Source organism: Amycolatopsis sp. CB00013 (assembly GCF_001905755.1).
Taxonomy (GTDB): Bacteria; Actinomycetota; Actinomycetes; order Mycobacteriales; family Pseudonocardiaceae; genus Amycolatopsis; species Amycolatopsis japonica.
In genome coordinates this window covers 1,131,573-1,154,107 of record NZ_LIWC01000003.1, presented here as the reverse complement: position 1 = coordinate 1,154,107, position 22,535 = coordinate 1,131,573, and the positions used below count along the sequence as shown (strand labels likewise).

The following is a 22,535-nucleotide window of genomic DNA, read 5'->3' as shown; positions in this document are numbered from 1 at the left end:
CTTTCGCGATCTTTCAGCTGTCCCAGGTGAAAATCGGGTCGCCCGCCTCGACGTCGCCGCCGGTGAGCAGTCCGGAAAGGACTTCCGCCTTCGCGTCGAGCGCCACCACGGGCACGATCGGCGAGTAGCCCGCGGCCTTGACCGCGTCGGGGTCCCAGCCGACGACCGGCTGCCCGGCACGGACGGCCTCGCCCTTGACGACGTGGAGGGTGAACCCCTCGCCCTTCTGCTTCACCGTGTCGATCCCCAGGTGGACCAGCACGCCGCGGCCGTCCTCGGTGGCCACCACGAACGCGTGCGGGTGCAGCGTGACGACCGTCCCGTCCACCGGGGCGACCGCGTCCTGGCGCCCGCCCGAGGGCAGGACCGCGATGCCGGGGCCGACCATCGCCTGCGCGAAGACCGGATCGGGCACTTCGGTCATAGCGGTCGTCTTGCCGCTCACCGGGCTGAGGATCTCGAGACTCACAGCAGATCCTCGATCTCACTGGCGATGTTGTCGGCCTCGGGGCCCACGATGACCTGGACACCGGCCCCCATGCGCACGACGCCCATCGCGCCGGCGGCCTTCAGTGCCGCCTCGTCGAGCAGGTTCATGTCTTCGAGCTCACAACGGAGCCGGGTGATGCACCCCTCGACCTCGATGACGTTCTCGGCACCGCCGAGCCCCGCGAGGATCTTTTCCGCCCTGTCATCCGCCATCGCGGTCTCCCTGTTCCCTGTCGGTTTCCCACATGCGAACCAGCTGTACTACGCCGTTCGCCGACTCGCACCCGATCCCTGGCCACGAACGCGTAACGGTGGTTGACACCCGCTCGTGCGACGGAGCATCCTGCCCCATCGGATCATTGGTCTAGACCGGAACGTACCAATCTTCCGGACCAGATGCGAGTACGGGTTACCCGAACAGACCGGCCCGAAAGGACGGTGACCGTCATGAGCGCTTCGGCGCAGCTGCCGCCGTCCGACCGTGTGATCAACGGACCGACGCCCAAGCACGCCCAGCTGCGGGAGATTCTGCGCCGCACGGTGGAGCGTGAGCTACCCCCCGGCTCGCCGATCCCCTCGGAACGTGACCTCGCCGAGACCTATCAGGTGTCGAGGCTCACGGTCCGTTCGGCGATCGGCAAGCTGGTCGAAGAAGGGCTCTTGTCGCGGGTGCGCGGCAAGGGGACGTTCACCGCCGCGAGGCGGATGGAACTGCAGCTCTACCTGATGTCCTTCACCGAGGACATGCGCCGTCGCGGGATGACGCCGACCACGGAGGTCGTCAAGACCGCCACCGAGGTCCCGCCCGCCCCCTCGGCGCACGCCCTCGGCCTGGCCGCCGGGACCCCGGCGCACCACCTGGTCCGGCTCCGCCGTGCCGACGGGGTGCCGCTGGCGGTCGAACGCGGCTGGTATCACGCGGGCCGGATGCCCGGTCTGCTCGACCTCGATCTCACCCGATCGTTGTACGTCCAACTCGCCCAGTCGTACGACCTGCGCCCGGATCACGCGTGGCAGACGGTCTGGGCCGAATCCGCGGACCGCGAAACGGCACGCCTGCTCGGCATGCGCGCCGGCAGTCCGCTTCTTGTCTTCCGCCGGGTCTCCAGCGTCAACGGGGAACCGATCGAAGACATGACTTCCTGGTACCGGGGCGATCACTACCAGGTCACCATGCAGCTGGACCGGAACACCCCGGATTCCGGTCAACATCCTCACTACGGAGGTACCCGATGAGCTCCACCACCGCGGAGGGGGCGAAGGGCAAAGGCAAGGGACTGGCCGGGCTTCAGCGCTTCGGCCGTAGCCTCATGCTCCCCATCGCCGCCCTGCCCGCCGCCGCGCTCCTCAACAGGTTCGGCCAACCCGACCTCCTCGGCAAGGACGGCCTCGGCTGGGACAAGGTCGCCGAAGTGCTCGGCGCGGCGGGCAACTCGCTGTTCAGCTGGCTCCCGCTCCTGTTCGCGGTGGGTATCGCCGTCGGCTTCGCCCGGAAGAGCGACGGCGCGACCGGGCTGGCCGCCGTGGTCGGCTTCTTCGTGTTCACCAGCGTCCTCCAGGTCTTCGCGCCGTTCTCCGAGCTGCCCGGCTGGAACCCCGAGAAGCCCGCGGGCCTGATGCTCAACCCGATGAAGTGGCCCTACAGCGTGCTGGCCGGTGTGATCGTCGGCCTGGTCACCGCCCTGCTGTGGCAGAAGTTCTACCGCATCAAGCTGCCGCCGTACCTGGCCTTCTTCGGCGGCCGCCGGTTCGTGCCGATCATCACGGCGGTGACCCTGATGGTCCTCGCGGTGCCGCTGGGCTTGGTCTTCCACTGGGTCAACGACGGCATCCAGGCCGCGGGCGAAGCGGTCACCGGCGCCCCGGTGGTCGGTGGCGGTATCTACGGTGTGCTCAACCGCCTGCTGATCCCGGTCGGTCTGCACCAGCTGCTGAACGTGCCGGTGTGGTTCATCTTCGACGGCGGTGACCTCACGAAGTTCTTCGAGGGCGACCCGACCCGCGGCACCTTCATGACCGGGTTCTTCCCGATCTTCATGTTCGCCATCCCCGCCGCGGCGCTGGCGATCTGGCAGAGCGCCAAGCCCAGCCAGAAGAAGATCGTCGGCGGTGTGATGATCGCCGGTGCGCTGACCTCGTTCCTGACCGGTATCACCGAGCCGATCGAGTTCTCGTTCATGTTCGTCGCGTGGCCGCTGTACCTGATCCACGCGGTCCTGACCGGTACGTCGCTGGCACTGGTGAACGCGCTCGACATCCACCTCGGCTTCGGATTCTCGGCCGGTGCGATCGACTTCGCGCTCAACAGCGGTCTCCCGGCGGCGAGCGGCAACGTCTGGCTGCTCATCCCGATCGGTCTCGCCTACGCGGTCGTCTACTACGTGATCTTCCGGTTCGTGATCAAGAAGTGGAACCTGCGGACCCCCGGCCGCGAGGACGACGCCATCGAGGCGGATCTCGAAGCCACCGCGGCGAAGCCCGTCAAGTAGTTTCAGCTCAGCAGAACCAAAGGCACGAAAGGGAAAGAACATGCCGGAGAAACGCGTCACCGTGGCCAGCAAGGTGGGCCTGCACGCCAGGCCCGCGGCGACGGTCGCCAAGGCGGCCGCGGCGCAGCCCGTCGCGGTGCACATCGCCAAGGCGGGCGGTGACCCGGTCGCGGCCGGCAGCGTGCTGAACCTGATGACGCTCGCCGCCGGTTACGGCGACGAGGTCATCATCAGTGCCGAGGGTGAGGGGGCCGAGGCGGCCGTCGACGCCATCGCCGAGCTGGTGGCGACCGACCTCGACGCCTGATCCCCATCCCTGCGAAGCCCGGGCCGCCCCGACCGGCCCGGGCTTCGTAGGGTGTTGGCATGGAAAGCGTGCGCAGGATCGAACAGTGGCCGGTGGACAACGCCGCCACGGCCGTGGTGACCGCCGCCGGTGACGTGCTGGGCACGCACGGCGACCCGACGAAGGTGTACCGGCTGGCGTCGGTGACCAAACCGCTCACGGCCTACGCCGCGCTGATCGCCATCGAAGAGGGCGTCGTCGAACTCGACACCCCCGCGGGGCCGGAGGGCTCCACGATCCGGCATCTGCTCGCGCACACCTCGGGCCTGGCCTTCAACGAGCACAAGGCGATGGCCGCGCCCGGCAACCGGCGCCTGTACTCCAACGCCGGCTTCGAACAGCTCGCCGACGCGCTCACCGAGCATTCCGGCATTCCCTTCGCCGACTATCAGGCGGAGGCGCTCTTCCAGCCGCTGGGCATGAAGGCGACCAAGCTGACCGGCTCCCCCGCTTCGGGCGCGGAGTCCACTGTGGACGACCTGGTCGCGTTCGCCGCCGAACTGCAGGCCCCGAAGCTCATCGCCGCCGAAACGGTGCGCGAGGCGACTTCCGTGGTCTTCCCCGACCTTTCCGGTGTCCTGCCCGGCTTCGGCCACCAGAAGCCGAACGACTGGGGCCTCGGCTTCGAGATCCGCGACCACAAGAGTCCACATTGGACCGGTTCGTCGAGCTCGCCGCGGACCTTCGGCCACTTCGGGCAGTCCGGCACCTTCCTCTGGGTCGACCCCGACGCCGGCGCCGCCTGCGTCGCGCTCACCGACCGCGCCTTCGGCCCGTGGGCGGCCGAGGTCTGGCCGCCCTACACCGACGCCGTGCTGGCGGAGCTGCGCGGCTCTACTCCATGACACGGATCGGCGAACCCGCCTGGAAGGCCGCGATGTCCTCGACCGCGTCGCGGTAGAAGATCTCGTAGGCCTCCCGGGTGACGTAGCCGATGTGCGGGGTGAGCACGACGTTGTCCAGCGTCCGCAACGGATGCTCCGACGGCAACGGCTCCACGTCGTAGACGTCCAGTGCGGCGACCGCGATCTCCTTGCGGCGCAAGGCGTCCACCAGTGCGGCCTCGTCCACGATCGGTCCGCGCGAGGTGTTGACCAGCATCGCCGTCGGCTTCATGGCGGCGAGTTCGGGCGCGCCGACCAGCCCGCGGCTGCGGGCGCTGAGCACCAGATGGACCGACAGGACGTCCGCGCGGGCGAACAGTTCGTCCTTCGACACCGCGGTCACCCCGTGCGGGTCGGCCTTCTCCTGGGTGAGGTTCTGGCTCCACGCGATGGTCTCCATGCCGAACGCCTGGCCGATCTTGGCCGCGCCGGCGCCGAGCCTGCCGAGCCCGAGCAGCCCGAGCGTCTTGCCGGCCAGGATCGTGCCGACGGTGGTCTGCCAGCCGCCGTCGCGCATGTTCCGCGACTCCACCGGTACGTTCCGCGCGGCGGCGAGGATCAGCGCCCAGGTGTGCTCGGCCGCGGGGGCCGCGATGTACCCGGTGGACGAGACGACCACGCCGTTGCGCCGGGCGGCGGCCACGTCGATCGCGGCGTTGCGGTGGCCGGTGCTCACCAGCAGCCTGAGCGCGGGGAGCCGGTCGAGGACTTCGGCGGGGAAGCGGGTGCGTTCGCGCATCGCCACCACGACCTCGAAGTCGCGCAGGCGGCCCACCACGTCGGCGGGATCCGCGAACGGCTTCGTGAACACCTCGATCTCGGCGCCGAGGGAGTCCCAGTCCCCGAAACCGAGCGCCACTTCCTGGTAGTCGTCGAGAATCGCGATCTTCATGCTCCCCAGGCTAGAGTCGGCGCCGGAACCATGCCCGGGGAGGCCACCATGATCCTGGAAGTCCGCACCTACCGGTTGAAACCCGGGACGAGCGGGGAATTCCTCCGCGTGATGCGCGAAGAGTCCGTTCCCCTGCTGGAGCGCGCGGGGTTGCGGGTCGTCGATTTCGGACGGTCGCTGGTCGCCGAGGACGGACACGAAGAGGCCTACCTGATCCGCGCATTCGGCTCTCTCGAAGAACACGAACGGCAGGAACGCGAGTTCTATGGCAGTGAGGCCTGGCTGACGGGCCCGCGCGAGGCGATCGTCTCGCGGATCGAGAGCTACCACACGATCGTCATGGAGGCCTCCGAAGAGGCGGTCAAGGCGCTCGGACAACGGTGACCGGAGGAACGGGATGCACGAGGGCGGGATCCTGGCCTGGACCGAAGCGGAGCGGCTGAGCTTCGCCGAACTGCTGGAGGGGCTCGAGGACGAGGACTGGTCCGCGAAGACACTCTGTCCGGAGTGGACTGTCCACGCGATGGCAGGACATCTCGCGCAGACCACCAGGAACCGGCTCAAGGACACTCTCACCGGCATCGTGAAGGCCAAGGGGAACTGGGACCGGATGAACACCGACCAGGCCATCGCCTACGCCGCCCGGTTCTCCCCCGCCGAACTCGTCGCCCAGATCCGCGAGGACGCCGGATCGGCCCGCCGTTCGCCCGGCGCCAAACCGATCGACCCGCTCGCCGACGTGCTCATCCACGGCCAGGACGTCGCCCGCCCGCTCGGTATCGCGCGCCCGATGCCGGAGAAGCCCGCCATCGCGGCGCTGGAGCACCTGCTCGTCAGTCCGTTCTGGGGCGCGAGGAAACGTTGCAAGGATCTCCGGCTGATCGCCACAGACGCAGACTGGACCGGCGGAACGGGCCCCGAGGAGGTCCGGGGCCCGCTCGTCGACCTGCTCCTGTCCGTGAGCGGCCGGAGCACCGGGCTGGCCACCTTGACCGGCCCGGGCGCGGCGCTGCTCGGCGCCCGCTGAGTCCTACCGGCGCGGGACGAACACGTCGACGCGCACCAGGTGGTGGTCCGAGGTGTCGTTGAGCCGGGCCAGCGGTGAATCGGGCAGCGGCCAGAAGACCTCGGCACGCCAGGGGAACAGGCCCTTCGACGGCAGGACGTAGTCGATCCGCAGGTTGCCCGGCGCCTTGTCGTTGAAGTCGCCGGTGTCGAAGTACGGGTCGCCCTTCTGCCCGATGTTGGCGCCTGCCTGGTCCTGAGCGGCCCGTACGCCGCCTTCGCTCCCCGGCCGGGTCTCGATGACGCGCGGCGCGTTCAGCAGGCGTGAGATGGCGCCTGGGACGCTGTCGCCGTCGAGCGGGTCGGAGTTGTGGTCGCCGGCGATGACGAACTTCTCGTGCGCGCCGAGCCCGCCGCGGCGGCCGCGGTCGTCGTGGATGTAGCGGCCCTTCCCCGGGGTCACGTAGTCCGCCCAGAAGCGGATCTCGTCGTTGTTGCGGGTGCCGTTGCGGTCTTCGGGACCGTCGAAGGTGGGCGGCGTCGGATGCGCGGCAAGGAAGTGCACGGTCGAGCGGCCGACCCGGATCGGAACGTCCCAATGGGACTTCGACGACAGGCGCAGCACGTCGAGCGCCTGCGGCGAGTACCAGTCGTTCGGCGCGGGGGTGGCCGGGTCGTCCGGCAGCAGCGCGCCCGGCATGTCCTTCCAGAGGAACTTCTGGAACGTCCGCACACTCTTGGTGTCGATCGGGTACTTCGACAGCACGAGCATGCCGTACTGGCCCTCGAAGAGGCCGAAGCCGTGCGCGTCGTTGCCGCCGCCGACCTTGCCGTCGCGGTCGAGGTCGAAACCGGTCGCGACGCCGGTGTTCGAGGGCGCGGTGAAGGCGTACGGGTAATCGATCGGGGCGGCGCCGTTCTGGCCGCGCTTCAGGTAGTTCTCGCGGAACAGGTCCGCGGCGCGGTTGCCGGGCACGTAGTCGAATTCGTTGATCAGCAGCACGTCGGGCCGGTTGCGCTGAATCACCTCGGCGACCTCGTTCGCCTGCGCGTTGCCCGGCTGCGACAGGTCGGTCACGAGCTGACCGGCGGCCCCGCGGTTGAGCGAAGCGTTGTACGTCGCGAAGCGGACGTTCTGCCCGGCGGCGGCTTCCGCCGGTGTGGCGGCCAGCAGCGTCCCGGCGAGCAAGGCGCCCGAAGTGAGCACGGCGGCGATGCGTTTCACGTTCCTTACCTCCCAGAGTTCGAGGCGACCTTACGCATCCGTCGTGACCGGTGGGGTGAGGTTCAGGTGAACAGCGTCTCTTGAACGCGTTCAAAATCTGGGCTACGGTTCTTCTTGAACACGTTCAAAAGGAGGTCCCCATGCAACCCGTAGTCATGGCCTACGCGCTCTACCTGGTCATCACCGTGCCGTTGACCGTGCTGGTCGCCCGCACGCTGAGCAGGCACGGCAAGACGTTCCTGGAAGACGTCTTCCAGGACAAACAAGCGCTGGCGCATTCGGTGAACCAGCTGCTCGTCGTCGGGTTCTACCTGGTCAGCCTGGGTTTCGTGACCCTGTTCCTGACCAGCGACGACACCGTCCTCGACGCACGCGACGTCTTCGAGATGCTGTCGGTCAAGGTCGGCACGGTGGCGCTCGTGCTCGGCGTGATGCACGTCGGGAACGTGCTGGTGTTCAACGGGATCCGGCGCAAGCACCTCAGCCACGCCACCGAACGGCCCGCGCCGGTGCCGCCGCCCTACCCCGGCTACCCGGCGCCCGCTCCGCACCCCGCGCCCTGACCGGATAACGTGCAGTGGTGGCGAAGAGTGAGGAAACCAGGTCACTGATCGTGGCGACCGCGTTGCGGCTGTTCGCGGAGAACGGCTACGACCGCACGACCATGCGGGCCATCGCCGCCGAAGCGGGCGTGTCGGTCGGGAACGCCTACTACTACTTCGCCTCGAAAGACCAGCTGATCCAGGGTTTCTACGACGAGATCGCGAAGGCGCACCTGACGGACGCGCGCCAGGCGATCGAAGGTGAGCGGGACTTCAGCGCCCGCCTCAAGACCGTCCTGCTCACCTGGCTCGACGTCGCCGAGCCGTACCACCGCTTCGGCACCCAGTTCTTCGTCAACGCCGCCGACCCGGACTCGCCGCTGAGCCCGTTCAGCGAGGAGTCTTCGCCGGCGCGGGACGCCTCCGTCGGCTTGATGCGCGACGTCATCGCCGACTCCGACGTCAAACTCGACCCGGATCTGCGCGACGACCTGCCCGATCTGCTGTGGCTGTACCAGATGGGGGTCGTGCTGTTCTGGGTCCACGACCGGTCCGCCGGGCAGAAACGCAGCCGGATCCTGGTGGAACGGACGGTGCCGCTGATCGCGCGGCTGGTGGGGCTTTCGCGGTTGCGGGTGCTGCGGCCGGTCAGCCGGGAGATCGTTTCGCTGATCCGGGACCTGTCGAAGCGGGACGACGTCGCCTGACACGCATTTAGTCCTCTGAATGCGATAGGGGAAAACCGCATCCAGAGGACTAAACGCGGTGTGGGTCAGGACTCCCGGACGGTCCGGAAGTACAGGAACCGCGGTTCGGTCCGCAGTTTCGCGTACCACCGCGGGTCCGATTCGGCGATCGCCTCGTCCGGCATCGGCTCGACGAGCCTGTCGACGGCGAACCCGGCGTCCCGCACCGCGCCGAACGTCCAGCTCAACGGCCGCCGGTAGAAGCGGACCTGTTGCCCCGCCGGGAACTCGTCTTCCAGGAGTTCGAGCTGGAAGTAGTTCCGCTTTTCGAACCACCGCCAGTCCTCGCCCGGATGATGCACCGAGAACACCAGGAGCCCGCCCGGTTTGAGCACCCGCCGGAACTCCGCCAGCGCCGGCGCCCACTCCTTCAGGTAATGCAGCACCAGCGACGCCGTGATGACGTCGATCGAGGCGTCCTCCACGAAGGGCATCGGCCGCGAAACGTCCGCCGTCTCGAATTTCGCGACGTGCCCGAACTTCTCCCTGGCGACGGCGACCATGCCCGAGCTGGCGTCGACGCCGAGGACGTCCGCGCCCTTCTCGGCGAGCAGGGCGCTCAAGTGTCCCGCCGCGCTGCCGACGTCCAGCACCCGCTTGCCCGCCACGTCCCCGGCCAGCTCCACGATGGCGGGACGGTCGTAGTGGGCGTTGGTGCTACTGGTCTCCGCGTGCGCCGCGTAGAGCCGTGCGAACCCGTCGTACTGGGCCGCGCGAGCCCGCTCGATGATCTCGTCGATCACGTCGTTCTTGGCGTCGGCGTAATGCTGGATGTACTTCCAGGTGCGCGACGCCAGTTCGCGTTTCTTGGCCTCGTAGAGCTTCCGCTCGTCCTCGTGCGCGATGAGCCGGTCGCGGAAGAGGCGGTAGCGCTCGGTCTGGCCGTTGTCCGGCGAGTAGACATGCAGGTTGATGTTCGTGTCCGGCCCTTTGAAGCAGCGGTGCTTCTCCCACTCCGGCTCGCGGATGACGAGTTTGTAGCCCTCGGCCTCCAGCTGCGGCACATAGGTTTCCTCGTCGTCCGAATCCGCGACGATCAGCATGATGTCGATGATCGGTTTCGCGCACAGTCCCGGCACCGACGTAGAGCCGACATGCTCCAGGACCAGCGCGCGTTCCCCCAGGATCCCCCTGATGCGTTCGACTTCCCGGTCGAACAGTCCGGGCCACTCCGGGTCGTATTCGGCCAGGGTGACGGTGGAATTCATGACCGGAGCCTCATCGACCCATGAGTTGTTGATGTCTTCTTCGGTGTAGTGGTCTCGATCTGGTTTAGGCATCGACCCCTTGTTCCTTCCTCAAGGCAGTCGGCCAGATTATCGAACCCAGGCGATCTTGTCAGGCGCTTTCACCGAAGAAGGTTCCGCTCACCGGTCCTGTTCTGGGGTACATGAAGGCCCCCTTCCTTGCGCTAGACGCAAGGAAGGGGGCCTTCATGTACCTCAGCCGATCGGCAGGGAAAGGATCCCGCCGGTCGCCTCACGCAGCGCGTCCCGCATCTCCGCCCGCGGCGCCGGCTGCCCGGTGAAGTACTCGGACTGCCCGAAAGCCTGATGCAGCAACATGTCCAGCCCGGTCGCGAGCCGCCCGCCCCGCTCGGCGACGGCTTCGGCGAGCGCGGTCGGCCAGGGGTGGTAGATGACGTCGAGGACGCACCCGATCCCGGACAGCTCCGCCAGATGCGACCGCACGGCGTCCGGGGGCACGGTGTTCACCAGCACCGCCGAATCCGCCGCGAGCTTCCCGAAGTCGGCTTCGGCCCAGCGCAGCACCTCGACGTCGAGCCCGGCCCGCTGAGCCGCCTCGACCGTTTCCGTCGCCCGCGCCGGATCCCGCACGACGAGCCGGACCGTCCGCACGCCGAGCGAGGCCAGCCCGACGACGGCCGCGGCTGCCGTCCCGCCCGCACCGAGAACGACGGCGGCGTCGTCCGGGCCGGGCGAGTACTCCCCCGCGATCCGCAGCGCCTCGGTGACGCCGTCGACGTCGGTGCAGTCCGCCAGCCAGCCGGATTCCCGGCGCACCAGCGTGTTCGCCGCGCCGACCGCCGCCGCGCGTGGCGTGACCTCGTCGGCGTGGTCCAGCGCGGCCCGTTTCCCGGGCATCGTCACCGAGAGCCCGGTCCACTCCGGACCGAGGCCGTCGACGAACGCGGGCAGCCCGGGACCGTCCATCTCGACCCGCTCGTACGTCCAGCCGTCCAGGCCCAGCGCGCGGAACGCGGCACCGTGCAGCACGGGCGAGAGCGAGTGTTCGACCGGTTTCCCGAGGATCGCGGCCTTGCGGTCAGATGACACCGCGCCTCACCGCGTCATCCCGGTTCTTCCGGTGGTCGTCGAAGGTCACCGCGAAGCAGGAAAGCCCGTTCTTCTCGCATTTGACGAAGAACAGCCACTCCCCCGCCGTCGGCTTCAGCGCGGCTTGGATGGCCTCCGCACTCGGGACCGCGATCGGTGTCGGGGTCAGGCCGACCGACTTGTAGGTGTTGTAGACGCCCGCTTTTTCCCGTTCTTCGGGTTTGGTGAGCAGGGTCGGCCGGTCGAGGACGTAGTTGATCGTGGAGTCCATCTCGAGCCGCATCTTCTTGTCGATCCGGTTGTAGATGACCCGCGAGATCTTCCCGAAGTCGGCCTTCACCGCCTCGCGTTCGATGATCGACGCGATGACGAGCGTCTCGTACGGCGTTTTCCCCTCGCCCTTCGACTGCTCGCTCAGCCCGGCGTTGAGGATGCGGTCAGCCGACGTCTTCACGACGTAGCTGAGCAGTTCTTCGGCCGTCCAGCCGGGCTTGATGTCGTAGATACCCGGGGCGATCAGTCCTTCGAGGCGGCGGTCCTTGTGCTCGGCCTTCGTCGCGGGCTCGATGGCCCACGCCGGGACGCCCAGTTTCACCAGGTCCGCGTTCTCGATCGTCTTGCGCAGTTCCTCGACCGGCACACAGGTGCTCGTGCCGTTCAGGTCGGCGCAGGAAGCCTTGGACAGCAACGTGTACACCCCGGGCGTCACCTTGCCGTCGGGCTGGGTGATGTCGTGGAACTGGGTGTACGGCCGGATTTCGACCTGGCCGACCTTCGACGCGGGGGCGATCATCTTCTCGACCGCGCTGGCCCCGGACATCTTCGTCTTCATGACGTAGTAGCCCTGCTGGAGCCGCGAGACGGCGGTGTTGTCCTCGCCCGCCTTCACGAACGCCTTGCCGCTGGCGACCACCCCGGCCGCTTGCAGCCGGTTGCCGATCGCCGACGTCGAGTCGCCCTTCTCCACCTGGACGAGGACGTCGCTCTCGCCGGCGCCCTCGTAGTCGTCGTAGCCGAAGATCTCGGTGAAGCCGTAGTAGGCGCCGCCGGCGAGCAGGACGAGCACCGTCAGCGCGGCGATCCACCCCAGCGCGCGCTTCTTCTTGCGCTTCTTGGGCGGCGGCCCCTGGCGTTCCGGGCGCTCGTCCTCGATGCGTTCCGGTTCGGCACGGTCCTCGTCGTCGTATTCCTCGTAATCCTCGTAGTCGTCGTACTCGTCATAGTCGTCGTACGCGTCGTCGCCGAAGATCTCGTTGTATTCCTCTTCGCTGCCTTGAGGCGGCGAAGAAGGAGCCGCGCCGGGGCGCCGGGCCAGCGGCGCCTCCTGGATCGCGGGGAGGATGTCGGTCGGCCGCTCGTCCGGGAGCGGACCGTCGTCCTCGCGGCGCCTGCGGCGGCCGGGGCGGGGGGTCTCGTCCTCGGGGTAGGCGGGCATGCCGATACCCCGGTCACCCGGCTGGGGGGACCGCCGCTGCGGCGCGGGAGGCGGCGGAGGGACCGCCTGTTCCGGAGCCCGCCTGGCAGGCGCCGGACGCGGTGCCCGGGGCGGCGGCTCGTCGGCGGCGCGCCGGGCCCGCGGCGGTGGCTCTTCCGGCGACCGGCGGGCCCGCGGCGGTTCTTCCGCCGGACGCCGTACGGGCGGCTCCTCGCGGATGTGCCGTCGTCCCGTCGGCTGGGGCTCGGGCCGTCGACGTGGCGGGGCCGGTGGCTGGATGGCCTCTTCAGGCTCCCGCAACCGTCGTCTTCCGCCCTGACGGCGTTCGGGCCGGCCGTGGGGCTCGGTCATGTGTCGCCCTTCCGTGCGCGATGTGCCGCTACCGCGTCGATCCACGCCTGCAGGATCTCGACCGCGGCCGCCTGATCGACGACGGCACGTTGCTTACGTCCCTTCACCCCACGCTGCGACAGCATCCTGGATGCCGTCACCGTGGTCAACCGCTCGTCGGCCAGTCGCACCGGGACCGGGGCGATCCTGGCGGCGAGCTTTCCGGCGTAGTCGAGTGCCGCTTCGGCCGCCGGGCCGTGACGGTCCTTGAGCGTCCTCGGCAGGCCGACGACGACTTCGACCACGTCGTGTTCCGTGACGAGTTCGACGAGCTGGTCGACGTCCTTGTCGGCCGCAGCGTCGCGAGTGAGGGTAACGAGCGGGCTCGCGAGGATGGGGTCGGGATCGCTGAGCGCGATCCCGACCCGGACGGATCCGACATCCACCCCGAGCCGCCTGCCGCGCCCCGGATCGGACTCCCCAGGCCGATCCGGGCGCCGCTGAGGGGCGTCGTCAGCCAACTTGGGCGACCGCCGCGCGCAGGGAGGCGATGGCCTGGTCGGCCCCGGCCGGGTTGGTACCCCCGCCTTGGGCCATGTCCGGCTTGCCGCCGCCACGGCCGCCGATCGCCTCGGCGAACGACGGGACGAGCTTGCCCGCCGCGACGCCCTTCGCCTGCGCCGCCTTCGTGGTGGCGACGACGAAGGCGACCTTCTCGCCCTGCGGGGCGAACAGCGCGACGATGCCGGGCCGGTCGCCGAGCCTGCCGCGGATGTCCGAAGCCAGCGCGCGCAGACCGTTCGAGTCGACGCCTTCGCCGAGCTTCTCCGCGACGACCGCGATCCCGCCGATGTCCTCTGCCTTGTCCGCGAGCGAGCCCGCCGAGCCGAGCACCTGCTGGGTGCGCAGCTGCTCGATCTCCTTCTCGGCGTTCTTGAGCCGGGTGAGCACGTCGTCGATCCGCGACGGCAGCTGCTCCGAGGGCACCTTGAAGGTGCTCGCGAGCTGCGAGACGAGCAGCTGCTCCTTGCGGACGTACTTGAGCGCGTCCGTGCCGACGAGCGCTTCGACGCGGTGCACGCCGGAACCGATGGACGAGTCGCCCACGAGCTTCACCAGGCCGAGCTGCCCGATGCGGTCGACGTGGGTGCCACCGCAGAGTTCGCGGGAGTATTCGCCCATGTCGACGACGCGGACGTCGTTGCCGTACTTCTCACCGAACAGCGCGACCGCGCCCAGTTCGAGGGCCTTGTCCTTCGTGGTGACGAAGGTGTTCACCTCGACGTTGGTCTGGAGATAGTCGTTGACCTCCTCCTCGACCTCGGTCAGCACGTCGGCCGACACCCCGCCGGAGGTGGTGAAGTCGAAGCGCATCCGGCCCGGCGAGTTCAGCGAACCGGCCTGCGCCGCGCGCTTGCCGTACGCGCCGCGCACGGCGGCGTGCACCAGGTGCGTCGCGGAGTGCGACCGCTCGATCGACAGGCGTCGGTGCTGGTCGACCGAACCGGTCAGCGCGCCGCCGATGCCGATCTCGCCGTCGAGCACCTCGACCCGGTGCACGAACAGGCCCGGCACGATCTTCTGCACGTCGTGGACCTTGAGCTCGACGCCGTCGCCGAGCAGCACGCCGGTGTCGGCGACCTGGCCACCGCTCTCGGCGTAGAACGGCGTGCGGTCCAGGACCAGCTCCGCCTTCTTGCCCGCGCCGACACGGGAGACCGGCACGCCGTCTTCCAGCAGCGCGACGACCTTCGCCTCGGCCTGCAGGTCGGTGTAGCCGAGGAATTCGGTCTCGCCGTGCTGCTCCAGCACCTTGCGGTACTCGGACAGGTCGCCGTGACCGGTCTTGCGCGACGCCGCGTCGGCCTTCGCGCGCTGCCGCTGCTCGTTCATGAGCGTGCGGAAGCCCTCTTCGTCGACGGTCAGGCCCTGCTCGGACGCCATCTCCAGCGTCAGGTCGATCGGGAAACCGTAGGTGTCGTGCAGCTGGAAAGCCTTGTCGCCGGCCAGCAGCGAGCCACCGGACCGCTTGGTCTCCTCGGCCGCGAGGTCGAAGATGCGCGAACCGCTGGTGAGCGTGGAAAGGAAGGCCTCCTCCTCGACGCGCACGACGTCCTCGATGCGGTCGAAACCGGACACCAGCTCGGGGTACGTCGGGCCCATCGTGTCGCGGACGACCGCGGCGAAGGCGGGCAGCACCGGCTCGTGCACGCCGAGCAGGCGCGCGGAGCGGATGATGCGGCGCAGCAGACGGCGCAGCACGTAGCCGCGGCCGTCGTTGCCCGGGGTGACGCCGTCGCCGATGAGCAGCACACCGGTGCGGGCGTGGTCGGCGATGACGCGGAAGCGGACGTCGTCGGCGTGGTCGGAGCCGTAACGGCGGCCGGAGAACTCCTCGGCGCGGCCGATCACCGGGCGGACGAGGTCGGTCTCGTAGACGTTCTCGACGCCCTGCAGGATCGTCGCGACCCGCTCGACACCCATCCCGGTGTCGATGTTCTTCTTCGGCAGCTCGCCGATCGGCTTGTGGCCGTGCTTCGGGCTCTTGTCGCCCCGCACGTCCTGCATGAAAACGAGGTTCCAGATCTCGATGTAGCGGTCCTCGTCGGCGACCGGGCCGCCCTCGCGGCCGTAGTCGGGGCCGCGGTCGTAGTAGATCTCCGAGCACGGGCCGCCGGGACCGGGCACGCCCATGTCCCAGTAGTTGTCCTTGCCGTCACGGGACTGGATGCGCTCGCCGGGCAGGCCGGTGAGCTTCTTCCACAGACCCGCCGCCTCGGCGTCGTCCTCGTAGACGGTCGCCCAGATGCGCGCCGGGTCGAGGCCGTAGCCGCCTTCGCTCTGGGGCTTGGTGATCAGCTCCCAGGCCGCCTCGATGGCGCCTTCCTTGAAGTAGTCGCCGAAGGAGAAGTTCCCGGCCATCTGGAAGAAGGTGTTGTGCCGGGTCGTCTTGCCGACCTCGTCGATGTCCGGCGTGCGGACGCATTTCTGGACGCTGGTCGCGCGCGGGTACGGCGGCGGGGCCTCGCCGAGGAAGTACGGCTTGAACTGGACCATGCCGGCGTTGACGAAGAGCAGGTTCGGGTCGTCGAGGATCAGCGGCGCGCTCGGGACGCGCGTATGTCCCTTGTTCTCGAAATGGCTCAGAAAACGCTTGGTGATTTCGTGTGTTTCCACGGGATCGTCCTTGTATACGGGCTCGCGCGAAGGCGCTGGGAATGCGGACAGGCGGGAACGGCGAAGGGCTGGGGATCTTCCGGTTGCGGGCGCGACCCGATCAGCCCTCCGCCCGGCGAGCTCGCCGGACCGGGCGCCGCGACTGTGCCGCGTGCCTGCCCTCGGTCACGGGGGCCGTGCTCAAGCCGGTCCGTTCGGACACCATGTCGTGCAACTCCTGTTCCCGCTCGCTCATCCCGGCGCGGACCTCCGCGCCGAACGAACCGACGGCGCCCGCGAGTTCCCGCACGGCGTCGCCCAGGTTCGAGGCTAACCCCGCGGGCGTGGCCTGGCGAGCGGTTTCCGTCGCTTTGCGTGACAGGGCGACCCCGGCGACCACGCCGACGCCGAGCCAGAACAGGCGCTTCATTTGCGGCCCCGCTTCCTCGCCGGACGGGAGGCTTTCGCTTCCGCCTTCTTCCGGCGGGCCTTGATGGCCTTGCTGAGGCCGTAGGACAGCGCGGCCGTCTTCACCAGCGGACCACCGAGCGTCGCGGTGAACACCGACGACAGCGCGGACACGTTGCCGGAGACGGCCTGCGCGTTGGCCGTGATGCCGTCGACCCGCTCCAGCTGCGTGTTGACGTGCGTGATCGTCTCGTTCGCGCCGATCAGCAGCGGGTCGGTGTTCTCGTGCGCCTTGCGGATGGCGATCGTGGCCTCGTCCAGGGTCCGGCCGAGCTTGAACAGCACGATCGCCAGCAGCACGACGAGTACGACGAATGCTCCTGCGGCGATCAGCGCGGCGATCTGCCCTGCCGACACGGGCCCTCCTCAAGGGTCTGCGGTCTTGGTGCTCGTGAGGTTACCGCGCAGGCGGCCTTCCGGCGGTGCCACCCCGCCGGACGGTCACTCAGCGTCCACAAGTGACCTCGGTGGAGCGCTCTGGCCGAGGCGATCGAGTTTGTGCCACGGCAGCCGGGCGCCGGCCAGCGCCGTCATCACCGACTGGATGACCACGAGGTACATCAGCTGGCGGTAGACGAACTGTTGCAGCGGAAGGAAAAGCAGCGGGCGCAGCGATTCCCGGTCGAGCCGGAAGGCGATCACGCCCGGGACGAGTTGCAGCAGCAGGAACACCGACCAGTACAGCAAGGCCGTCTTCCAGTCCCCGGTCAGCACGCCGAAAAGGGCGGCCACGTCGACGAACGGCGCGAGCACGGGCAACGCCACCTGGAACAGCAGCAGATAAGGGATGCCACGACGGCCGAGCCTGCCCGCCGCGCCCTTGGCGACGACCGCGCCCCGGTGCTTCCAGATCGCCTGCAGCGTGCCGTAGCACCAGCGGTAGCGCTGTTTCCACAGCTGCCCCAGCGTCGCTGGTGCTTCGGTCCAGGCGCGGGCCTCCTGTTCGTAGACCACCCGCCAGCCGTCGCGCTCCAGCGCCATCGTGAGGTCGGTGTCCTCGGCGAGGGTGTCCTCGGGGACGCCGCCGAGCGCGAGCACCGCCGACCGGCGGAAGGCCCCGACCGCGCCGGGCACCGTCGGCATGCACTCGCCGACGTCGTACATCCGCCGGTCGAGGTTGAAACCGATGACGTATTCGATGTGCTGCCAGCGGCCGAGCAGGCCGCCGCGGTTGGCGACCTTGGCGTTGCCCGAGACCGCGCCGACGGAAGGGTCAGCGAACGGCTGGATCACCGCGCCCACGGTGCCGGGTTCGAGCACGGTGTCGCCGTCGACCATGACCACCAGTTCCGTGCGGGCGGCGGCGAGACCGGTGTTGAGCGCGGCCGGTTTGCCCGCGTTCTGTTGCCGGATCAGCGTGACGCGGCGCAGGGCGAGCCGCTCGACGACGTCGGCGGTGCCGTCGGTGGACCCGTCGTCGACCACGATCACCCAGGTCGGATGGTGGTCGGAGGCGAGGATCGAGCGGATGGTCGCCTCGATCCCGGCCTCTTCGTTGTAGGCGGGGACGATCACGGTCACCGGCTCCCGCACCGGCGGGCGCGAGGGCGCGGCCCTGCCCCGTCTGACGTGGATCGCCGTGGTGAGAAGGACCAGCACGGTGCGCAGGAGGGCGAGCACACTCGCCGCGACGAGCAGCCAGCCCAGCGCCGTCGAGAGGGCTTCGCCCGTCTGGACGGCGGCGATCAGGAGCCAGCCGCCGAAGCGGGTGAGTCCGTCCACTCCGGCCGTGGTCCCGGTGAGCCCGGCGGCCCCGCTGACGGTGTCGAATCGCCAGCCCTTGGCCTTGAGCTCGGGGATCACGCGGTCGAGTGCGGCGAGGGTCTCCGAACGGTCTCCGCCCGCGTCGTGTAGGAGGACGACGGCGCCGTCGTCCGTCCGAGGGGTGATCGCGGCGGAGATGGCGTCGACACCGGGCCGCCGCCAGTCCTGGGAGTCGAGTTCGGACAGCACGATCAGCCTGCCCTCGCCGCCGAGGCGGCTCGCCGCGCGCCAGCCCGCGTCGTCGACGGCGTCGGCGGTCGACGAATAAGGCGGCCGGACCAATGAGGTCCCCGTCCCGGCGGCACCGGCGATGGCGAGGTCGGTGGCCCGGAGTTCGATCTGCGCCCGGACGTCGCCTGCCGCGCCGAGGTCGGTGTGGGTGGCGGTGTGGTTCCCGAGTTCGTGACCACGCCCGATGATGTCCGCCGTCAGCCCGGGATGACGCGTCACCTGCCCGCCCGTCACGAAGAACGTGGCGTGGATCCCGTGCCGCGCGAGGACATCGAGGACCCGCGGCGTCCATTCCGGATCGGGACCGTCGTCGAAGGTGAGCGCCACGGTCTTGGGCTGAAGCCGGGAGGTGACGGGCTCGGCCCCGCGCGGGTCGATGATCGGGCCGCCGTCGCGTACCGCGGCCGGGACCTGCGTCGCGGCCACGGTCCTGGGTGTCCCGTCGGCGGCGAACCCGCCGCCGACCAGGGCGGTCAATCCCAGCAGGACGGTGACGGCGAACAGCAGGGTCGCCAGCAGCGCCCAATGCGCCTTGGGCGGCGGCAATCGCCGATGGTGGGACAAGGGGTTTCCTCCGGGGTCAGTGCCCGTTGCCGGGAGGCGCGGTCTTCGTCTGTCCAGGCGGGACGTCGGGCGCGCGGCTGTTGCGGCGGTCGATCCCCGGTGAGGAGGTGCTCGTGAGCCCCGGCGGCGTCGCCCCGGTCGAGACCGGGTTCACCGGCGGGGTCCGGCCGGCGCTCGTATCCGCCGGCGCACGCCCGGTGGCGGGCGAATCGGTCGATCCGGTTCGCGAAGACGTGGGCCTGGGGCCGGACGAAGTCGTCTCGGACGGCGCCTCGGTGGTCGCCGACGGCGCGGGCGGCGGAGCGGGGATCAACGCGGAAGGCAGGGTCGGCGCCCCGAAAAGCGCCGCCGTGAGAAGGATCCCATAACCGACGACGACCGCGCAGGCACCGATCGCGATCCGCCGGACGACGGTGCGGCGACGGCCGCTGGGGTCGACGAACACCGGTCTGGCGGGGTCTCCCCCACTCTCGTTTTCGTTGTGATGATCAGGAAACACGGCCATCCAGGGGTTCGTACGGGCGGCATACTCTAAACACAGTGGCGGCCAGGGACCAAGCCCGGAACGGCGGATCGACGCGGTGTCACCACCCGGCTACGACGCCGAGTCGACCTGTTCGGTTCTTGTGACGTTCATGTTCCTGGGACAAGGTTCCGGCATGCCTGAACTGTCACGTCGTACGTTGCTGGGCGCCACCGGCGCCGCGGCCGCCACCACGCTTCTCCCGCCGTCCGTGCACGCCGCCATGGCCGAACCCATGCGGCGGGGCGGGCTCGACGCCATCGAGCACGTGATCGTGCTCATGCAGGAGAACCGGTCGTTCGATCACTACTACGGCAGCCTGCGCGGTGTCCGCGGCTTCTCCGACCCGCGTCCGCTCGAACTGCCCTCGGGGAGATCGGTGTTCGAGCAGCCGAATCCCGCCGGCGGCACGGTGCTGCCGTTCTCGGTGCGCAAGGCGGCCGAACTCGCCGGCCGGAACGCGGACGACATCCAGTACCTCGGCGACCTCGACCACAGCTGGAACGGCAGCGGCAAGGCGTGGGCGCGCGGCTGGAACAACGGCTGGATCGCGGCGAAGACGCCCGCCACGATGACCTACTACGAGCGCCGCGACATCGCGCTTCAGTACGAACTCGCGGACACGTTCACCATCTGCGACGCCTACCACTGCTCGATCTTCGGCTCCACGAACCCGAACCGGAACTTCCTGTGGACGGGGACGACGGGATTCGAACCGGGCAGCACGACCAACCGCGCGGTCACGAACGCGGCGTACTCCTACGACCACAAGGGCTACGACTGGACGACGTACCCGGAGCGCCTCGAAGCCGCCGGGGTGCCGTGGCAGATCTACCAGGAGTGGGACAACTTCACCGACAACGCGGTCGAGTACTTCGTGCCGTTCAAGAAGGTCGGCACGAAGATCCTCGCCTCGGTCGAAGAGAAGTTCCGCACCACCGAGGAGTTCTACGACGCGCTGCCCAAGAAGACCGCCGAGGAGCGCGCGAAACTGCTGGCGCAGTTCGACGCCGGAGTCGCCAAGCTGACGCCCGCCGAGCGGAACCTGTTCAAGAAGGCCATGTACCGCAGCGAGCCGGAGACGCTGGTGACCCGGCTCAAGGCGGACATCCAGGCGCGGCGCCTGCCCGCGGTGAGCTGGCTGGTGCCGTCCGCGAAGGACTCCGAGCACCCCGGCGCGTCCACTCCGGTCGGCAGCGCGAACCTGATCTACCGCGTGCTCGACGCGCTGGCGTCTGACCTCGAGACGTGGTCGAAAACGGTGCTGCTGATCAACTTCGACGAGAACGACGGGTATTTCGACCACGTCCCGCCGCCGATGCCGCCCGGGAACGCGGCGAACGACGCGGACCACTTCAACGGCCAGCCGCTGGGCTTCGGCCCGCGGGTGCCGATGACGGTCGTCTCGCCGTGGTCGATCGGCGGCCACGTCGATTCCACCGTGTACGACCACACCTCGGTGCTGCGGTTCCTCGAGCGCTGGACCGGGATCGCCGAGCCGAACATCAGCAAGTGGCGGCGGACCGTCGCGGGCGACCTCACCGGCGCCTTCGACTTCTCGCGCGCCGGACGTCAGCCGCGGGTGAACCGGCCCGGCCCGGTGCCCGCGCCGATCAGCCGCTGGCGGCCGTCCGCCCCGGCGGAGCAGAGCCTGCCCGTGGCCGAACCCGGCAACCGGCCGTCCCGTCCGCTGCCGTACCAGGTTTCGGTGTCCGGCGCGGTGGACAAGTCGGGGAATCTGGCGCTGTCGCTGGCGAACAGCGGCTCGTCATCGGCGCATTTCGCGCTGTACCCGTACAAGGGCGAGTTCGCCGAGCCCGCGCATCGCGACGTGCGCGGCGAGGCGCCGGAGCTCGTGAAGCTCGCCGGTGACGAGTACCGCGTCGTCGTCCAGGGGCCGAACCGGGCGTGGTGGGAACTGCGCGGGAGCCGGTCCGGCGCCGCCGCCGGCGTCGATGTCCGGACACGGTTCCTGACGTGGCGTTCGGGCGTCGAGTTCAAGCTGTCCAACTCGGGCACTTCGGCGCTGACGCTGCGCCTGTCGTCTTCTCGCTTCACGCGGGTCGTGCGCGTCGGGGCGGGACGTTCGGTCACGGTGGACTGGCCGGTTTCCGGCGGCTGGTACGACGTTCGCGTGACGGCGGACGGGGATCCGTCGTTCCTGCGGACGCTGACCGCGCGGGTGGAGAACGGACGGCCCGGCGTCTCCTGCTGACCGTTCCGAAGGCGTAACTCGCGTGATTGGAGGCGTTCCGTCTCTGATCACGCGAGTTCCGTCTCTGATCACGCGTTAATCGGGTTGCGTGCCGGTCGTCGTCGCTCTTAGCGTCGCTTATGGCCGCCACCCTGCACGCGCTCCGTATCGCCGCGCACGATCCGCGCGCTCTCGAACGGTTCTGGACCGGACTGCTCGGCCGGGCGATCGAGGACACCGGTTTCCGGCTGAGTTTCGTACGCAGCGACGAACCGAAGACCCGCCAGAACCAGATGCATTTCGACCTGACGAGCGAGTCGCTGGAAGACCAACGCCGGACGGTCGCGAAGGCACTCGAACTCGGCGGACGGCACATCGACATCGGCCAGCTCCCCGAAGAAACGCACGTCGTGCTCGCCGACCCCGAGGGCAACGAGTTCTGCGTCATCGAGCCGGGCAACGACTTCCTCGCCGAATGCGGTTTCGTCGGCGCCATCGCGAGCGACGGTTCCCAGGAGGTCGGGTACTTCTGGAGCAAGGCGCTCGGCTGGCCGCTGGTGTGGGACCAGGACCAGGAGACCGCGATCCGCTCGCCGCACGGTGGCCCGAAGATCACCTGGGGCGGCCCGCCGTTCACGCCGAAGACCGGACCGAACCGGCTGCGTTTCGTTTTGACCGGGCCGCTTTCCGAAGTGGAGCGGCTGGTTTCGCTCGGCGCGACCCGGCTCGGCGCCGACCTCGACGGGCAGGTGAAGATGGCGGATCCCGACGGGAACGAGTTTTCCTTCTTGATACGGGAAAACGGCGGCATAACACGATCCTGATGTAGCCGGGACTATGGCCCGTCCCGGCAAAGCCGGACCTGACGAACCACAGGTACGCTCCGCCGTACGGCACAGGATGGAAATTGGTCTACACCTATTGACGCGCGCCAGGTCCGCGGCTCAAGCTGCTG

Annotated in this window: 22 protein-coding genes and 1 pseudogene; 10 read left to right on the top strand and 13 right to left on the bottom strand. The window is 69.1% G+C overall.

Going from position 1 to position 22,535, the window contains the following annotated elements:
* Positions 1-13: 13 nt before the first annotated feature.
* Together AMK34_RS25010 and AMK34_RS25005 are read right to left on the bottom strand one after the other, a co-directional pair.
* Positions 14-469 carry a PTS sugar transporter subunit IIA gene (locus AMK34_RS25010; protein WP_016333082.1) on the bottom strand — a complete coding sequence of 152 codons (456 nt, stop codon included), beginning with the start codon at positions 467-469 and terminating at the stop codon, positions 14-16.
* Positions 466-711: pseudogene (locus AMK34_RS25005) on the bottom strand (glucose PTS transporter subunit EIIB); the annotation flags it as partial. The gene AMK34_RS25010 and the pseudogene AMK34_RS25005, both read right to left, overlap by 4 nt.
* Positions 712-936: 225 nt before the next feature.
* Here AMK34_RS25005 and AMK34_RS25000 point away from each other — a divergent pair.
* From AMK34_RS25000 to AMK34_RS24985, 4 genes are read left to right on the top strand one after another with little or no spacing between them, the layout of a single operon-like run.
* Positions 937-1,725, top strand: coding sequence for a GntR family transcriptional regulator (locus AMK34_RS25000; protein ID WP_038515621.1), 789 nt, complete (start codon positions 937-939; stop codon positions 1,723-1,725).
* Positions 1,722-2,978, top strand: coding sequence for a PTS transporter subunit EIIC (locus AMK34_RS24995; RefSeq protein ID WP_037343920.1), 1,257 nt, complete (start codon positions 1,722-1,724; stop codon positions 2,976-2,978). Before AMK34_RS25000 ends, AMK34_RS24995 begins: the two co-directional genes overlap by 4 nt.
* A gap of 40 nt (positions 2,979-3,018) precedes the next feature.
* Complete coding sequence (locus AMK34_RS24990) at positions 3,019-3,285, top strand: HPr family phosphocarrier protein (RefSeq protein WP_007031200.1); 267 nt, start codon at positions 3,019-3,021, stop codon at positions 3,283-3,285.
* Between the two features lie 59 nt (positions 3,286-3,344).
* Positions 3,345-4,169, top strand: coding sequence for a serine hydrolase domain-containing protein (locus tag AMK34_RS24985; RefSeq protein WP_073846965.1), 825 nt, complete (start codon positions 3,345-3,347; stop codon positions 4,167-4,169).
* Here AMK34_RS24985 and AMK34_RS24980 read toward each other — a convergent pair.
* A complete protein-coding gene (locus tag AMK34_RS24980; protein WP_073846964.1) occupies positions 4,159-5,100 on the bottom strand; it encodes a D-2-hydroxyacid dehydrogenase family protein in 942 nt (313 codons plus the stop codon). The genes AMK34_RS24985 and AMK34_RS24980 overlap by 11 nt on opposite strands.
* A gap of 48 nt (positions 5,101-5,148) precedes the next feature.
* Between AMK34_RS24980 and AMK34_RS24975 the strand changes: the two genes are divergently transcribed.
* The gene (locus AMK34_RS24975; protein WP_038523830.1) at positions 5,149-5,484 is read left to right on the top strand and encodes an NIPSNAP family protein; all 336 of its coding nucleotides are present in this window, start codon (positions 5,149-5,151) and stop codon (positions 5,482-5,484) included.
* 13 nt (positions 5,485-5,497) lie between these two features.
* Positions 5,498-6,127 (top strand): maleylpyruvate isomerase family mycothiol-dependent enzyme, encoded by a 630-nt coding sequence (locus AMK34_RS24970; RefSeq protein ID WP_073846963.1) that lies wholly within the window; start codon positions 5,498-5,500, stop codon positions 6,125-6,127.
* 3 nt (positions 6,128-6,130) lie between these two features.
* Here AMK34_RS24970 and AMK34_RS24965 read toward each other — a convergent pair whose 3' ends face one another.
* Complete coding sequence (locus tag AMK34_RS24965; RefSeq protein ID WP_073846962.1) at positions 6,131-7,330, bottom strand: endonuclease/exonuclease/phosphatase family protein; 1,200 nt, start codon at positions 7,328-7,330, stop codon at positions 6,131-6,133.
* A gap of 140 nt (positions 7,331-7,470) precedes the next feature.
* Here AMK34_RS24965 and AMK34_RS24960 point away from each other — a divergent pair, with 140 nt between their 5' ends.
* Complete coding sequence (locus AMK34_RS24960; RefSeq protein ID WP_038515630.1) at positions 7,471-7,893, top strand: hypothetical protein; 423 nt, start codon at positions 7,471-7,473, stop codon at positions 7,891-7,893.
* A gap of 17 nt (positions 7,894-7,910) precedes the next feature.
* Positions 7,911-8,579 carry a TetR/AcrR family transcriptional regulator gene (locus AMK34_RS24955; protein WP_038523833.1) on the top strand — a complete coding sequence of 223 codons (669 nt, stop codon included), beginning with the start codon at positions 7,911-7,913 and terminating at the stop codon, positions 8,577-8,579.
* A 65-nt stretch (positions 8,580-8,644) separates the two neighbouring features.
* Here AMK34_RS24955 and AMK34_RS24950 read toward each other — a convergent pair whose 3' ends face one another.
* The 9 genes from AMK34_RS24950 to AMK34_RS42805 form a co-directional block, all read right to left on the bottom strand.
* Positions 8,645-9,898, bottom strand: a complete 1,254-nt coding sequence (locus AMK34_RS24950; RefSeq protein WP_073846961.1) for a GrpB family protein — start codon at positions 9,896-9,898, stop codon at positions 8,645-8,647.
* A 162-nt stretch (positions 9,899-10,060) separates the two neighbouring features.
* A complete protein-coding gene (locus tag AMK34_RS24945; protein ID WP_241832867.1) occupies positions 10,061-10,891 on the bottom strand; it encodes a shikimate dehydrogenase in 831 nt (276 codons plus the stop codon).
* A gap of 13 nt (positions 10,892-10,904) precedes the next feature.
* Positions 10,905-12,350, bottom strand: coding sequence for an endolytic transglycosylase MltG (gene mltG, locus AMK34_RS24940; protein WP_073846959.1), 1,446 nt, complete (start codon positions 12,348-12,350; stop codon positions 10,905-10,907).
* A gap of 347 nt (positions 12,351-12,697) precedes the next feature.
* Positions 12,698-13,201, bottom strand: coding sequence for a Holliday junction resolvase RuvX (gene ruvX / locus AMK34_RS24935; protein WP_038515635.1), 504 nt, complete (start codon positions 13,199-13,201; stop codon positions 12,698-12,700).
* Complete coding sequence (alaS, locus tag AMK34_RS24930; protein WP_073846958.1) at positions 13,194-15,857, bottom strand: alanine--tRNA ligase; 2,664 nt, start codon at positions 15,855-15,857, stop codon at positions 13,194-13,196. Before alaS ends, ruvX begins: the two co-directional genes overlap by 8 nt.
* A 100-nt stretch (positions 15,858-15,957) precedes the next feature.
* Positions 15,958-16,266, bottom strand: a complete 309-nt coding sequence (locus AMK34_RS24925; protein WP_037343894.1) for a hypothetical protein — start codon at positions 16,264-16,266, stop codon at positions 15,958-15,960.
* A complete protein-coding gene (locus tag AMK34_RS24920) occupies positions 16,263-16,661 on the bottom strand; it encodes a DUF948 domain-containing protein (RefSeq protein WP_037343892.1) in 399 nt (132 codons plus the stop codon). Before AMK34_RS24920 ends, AMK34_RS24925 begins: the two co-directional genes overlap by 4 nt.
* Positions 16,662-16,745: 84 nt before the next feature.
* On the bottom strand, positions 16,746-18,845 hold the full coding sequence (locus tag AMK34_RS24915; protein ID WP_241832844.1) for a bifunctional polysaccharide deacetylase/glycosyltransferase family 2 protein: 2,100 nt from the start codon (positions 18,843-18,845) through the stop codon (positions 16,746-16,748).
* A gap of 34 nt (positions 18,846-18,879) precedes the next feature.
* Positions 18,880-19,368 (bottom strand): hypothetical protein, encoded by a 489-nt coding sequence (locus tag AMK34_RS42805; RefSeq protein ID WP_158073307.1) that lies wholly within the window; start codon positions 19,366-19,368, stop codon positions 18,880-18,882.
* A 154-nt stretch (positions 19,369-19,522) separates the two neighbouring features.
* Here AMK34_RS42805 and AMK34_RS24905 point away from each other — a divergent pair, with 154 nt between their 5' ends.
* Together AMK34_RS24905 and AMK34_RS24900 are read left to right on the top strand one after the other, a co-directional pair.
* Positions 19,523-21,601 (top strand): phosphocholine-specific phospholipase C, encoded by a 2,079-nt coding sequence (locus AMK34_RS24905; protein ID WP_073847184.1) that lies wholly within the window; start codon positions 19,523-19,525, stop codon positions 21,599-21,601.
* Between the two features lie 119 nt (positions 21,602-21,720).
* Complete coding sequence (locus AMK34_RS24900) at positions 21,721-22,404, top strand: VOC family protein (protein WP_073846955.1); 684 nt, start codon at positions 21,721-21,723, stop codon at positions 22,402-22,404.
* Positions 22,405-22,535: the final 131 nt, after the last annotated feature.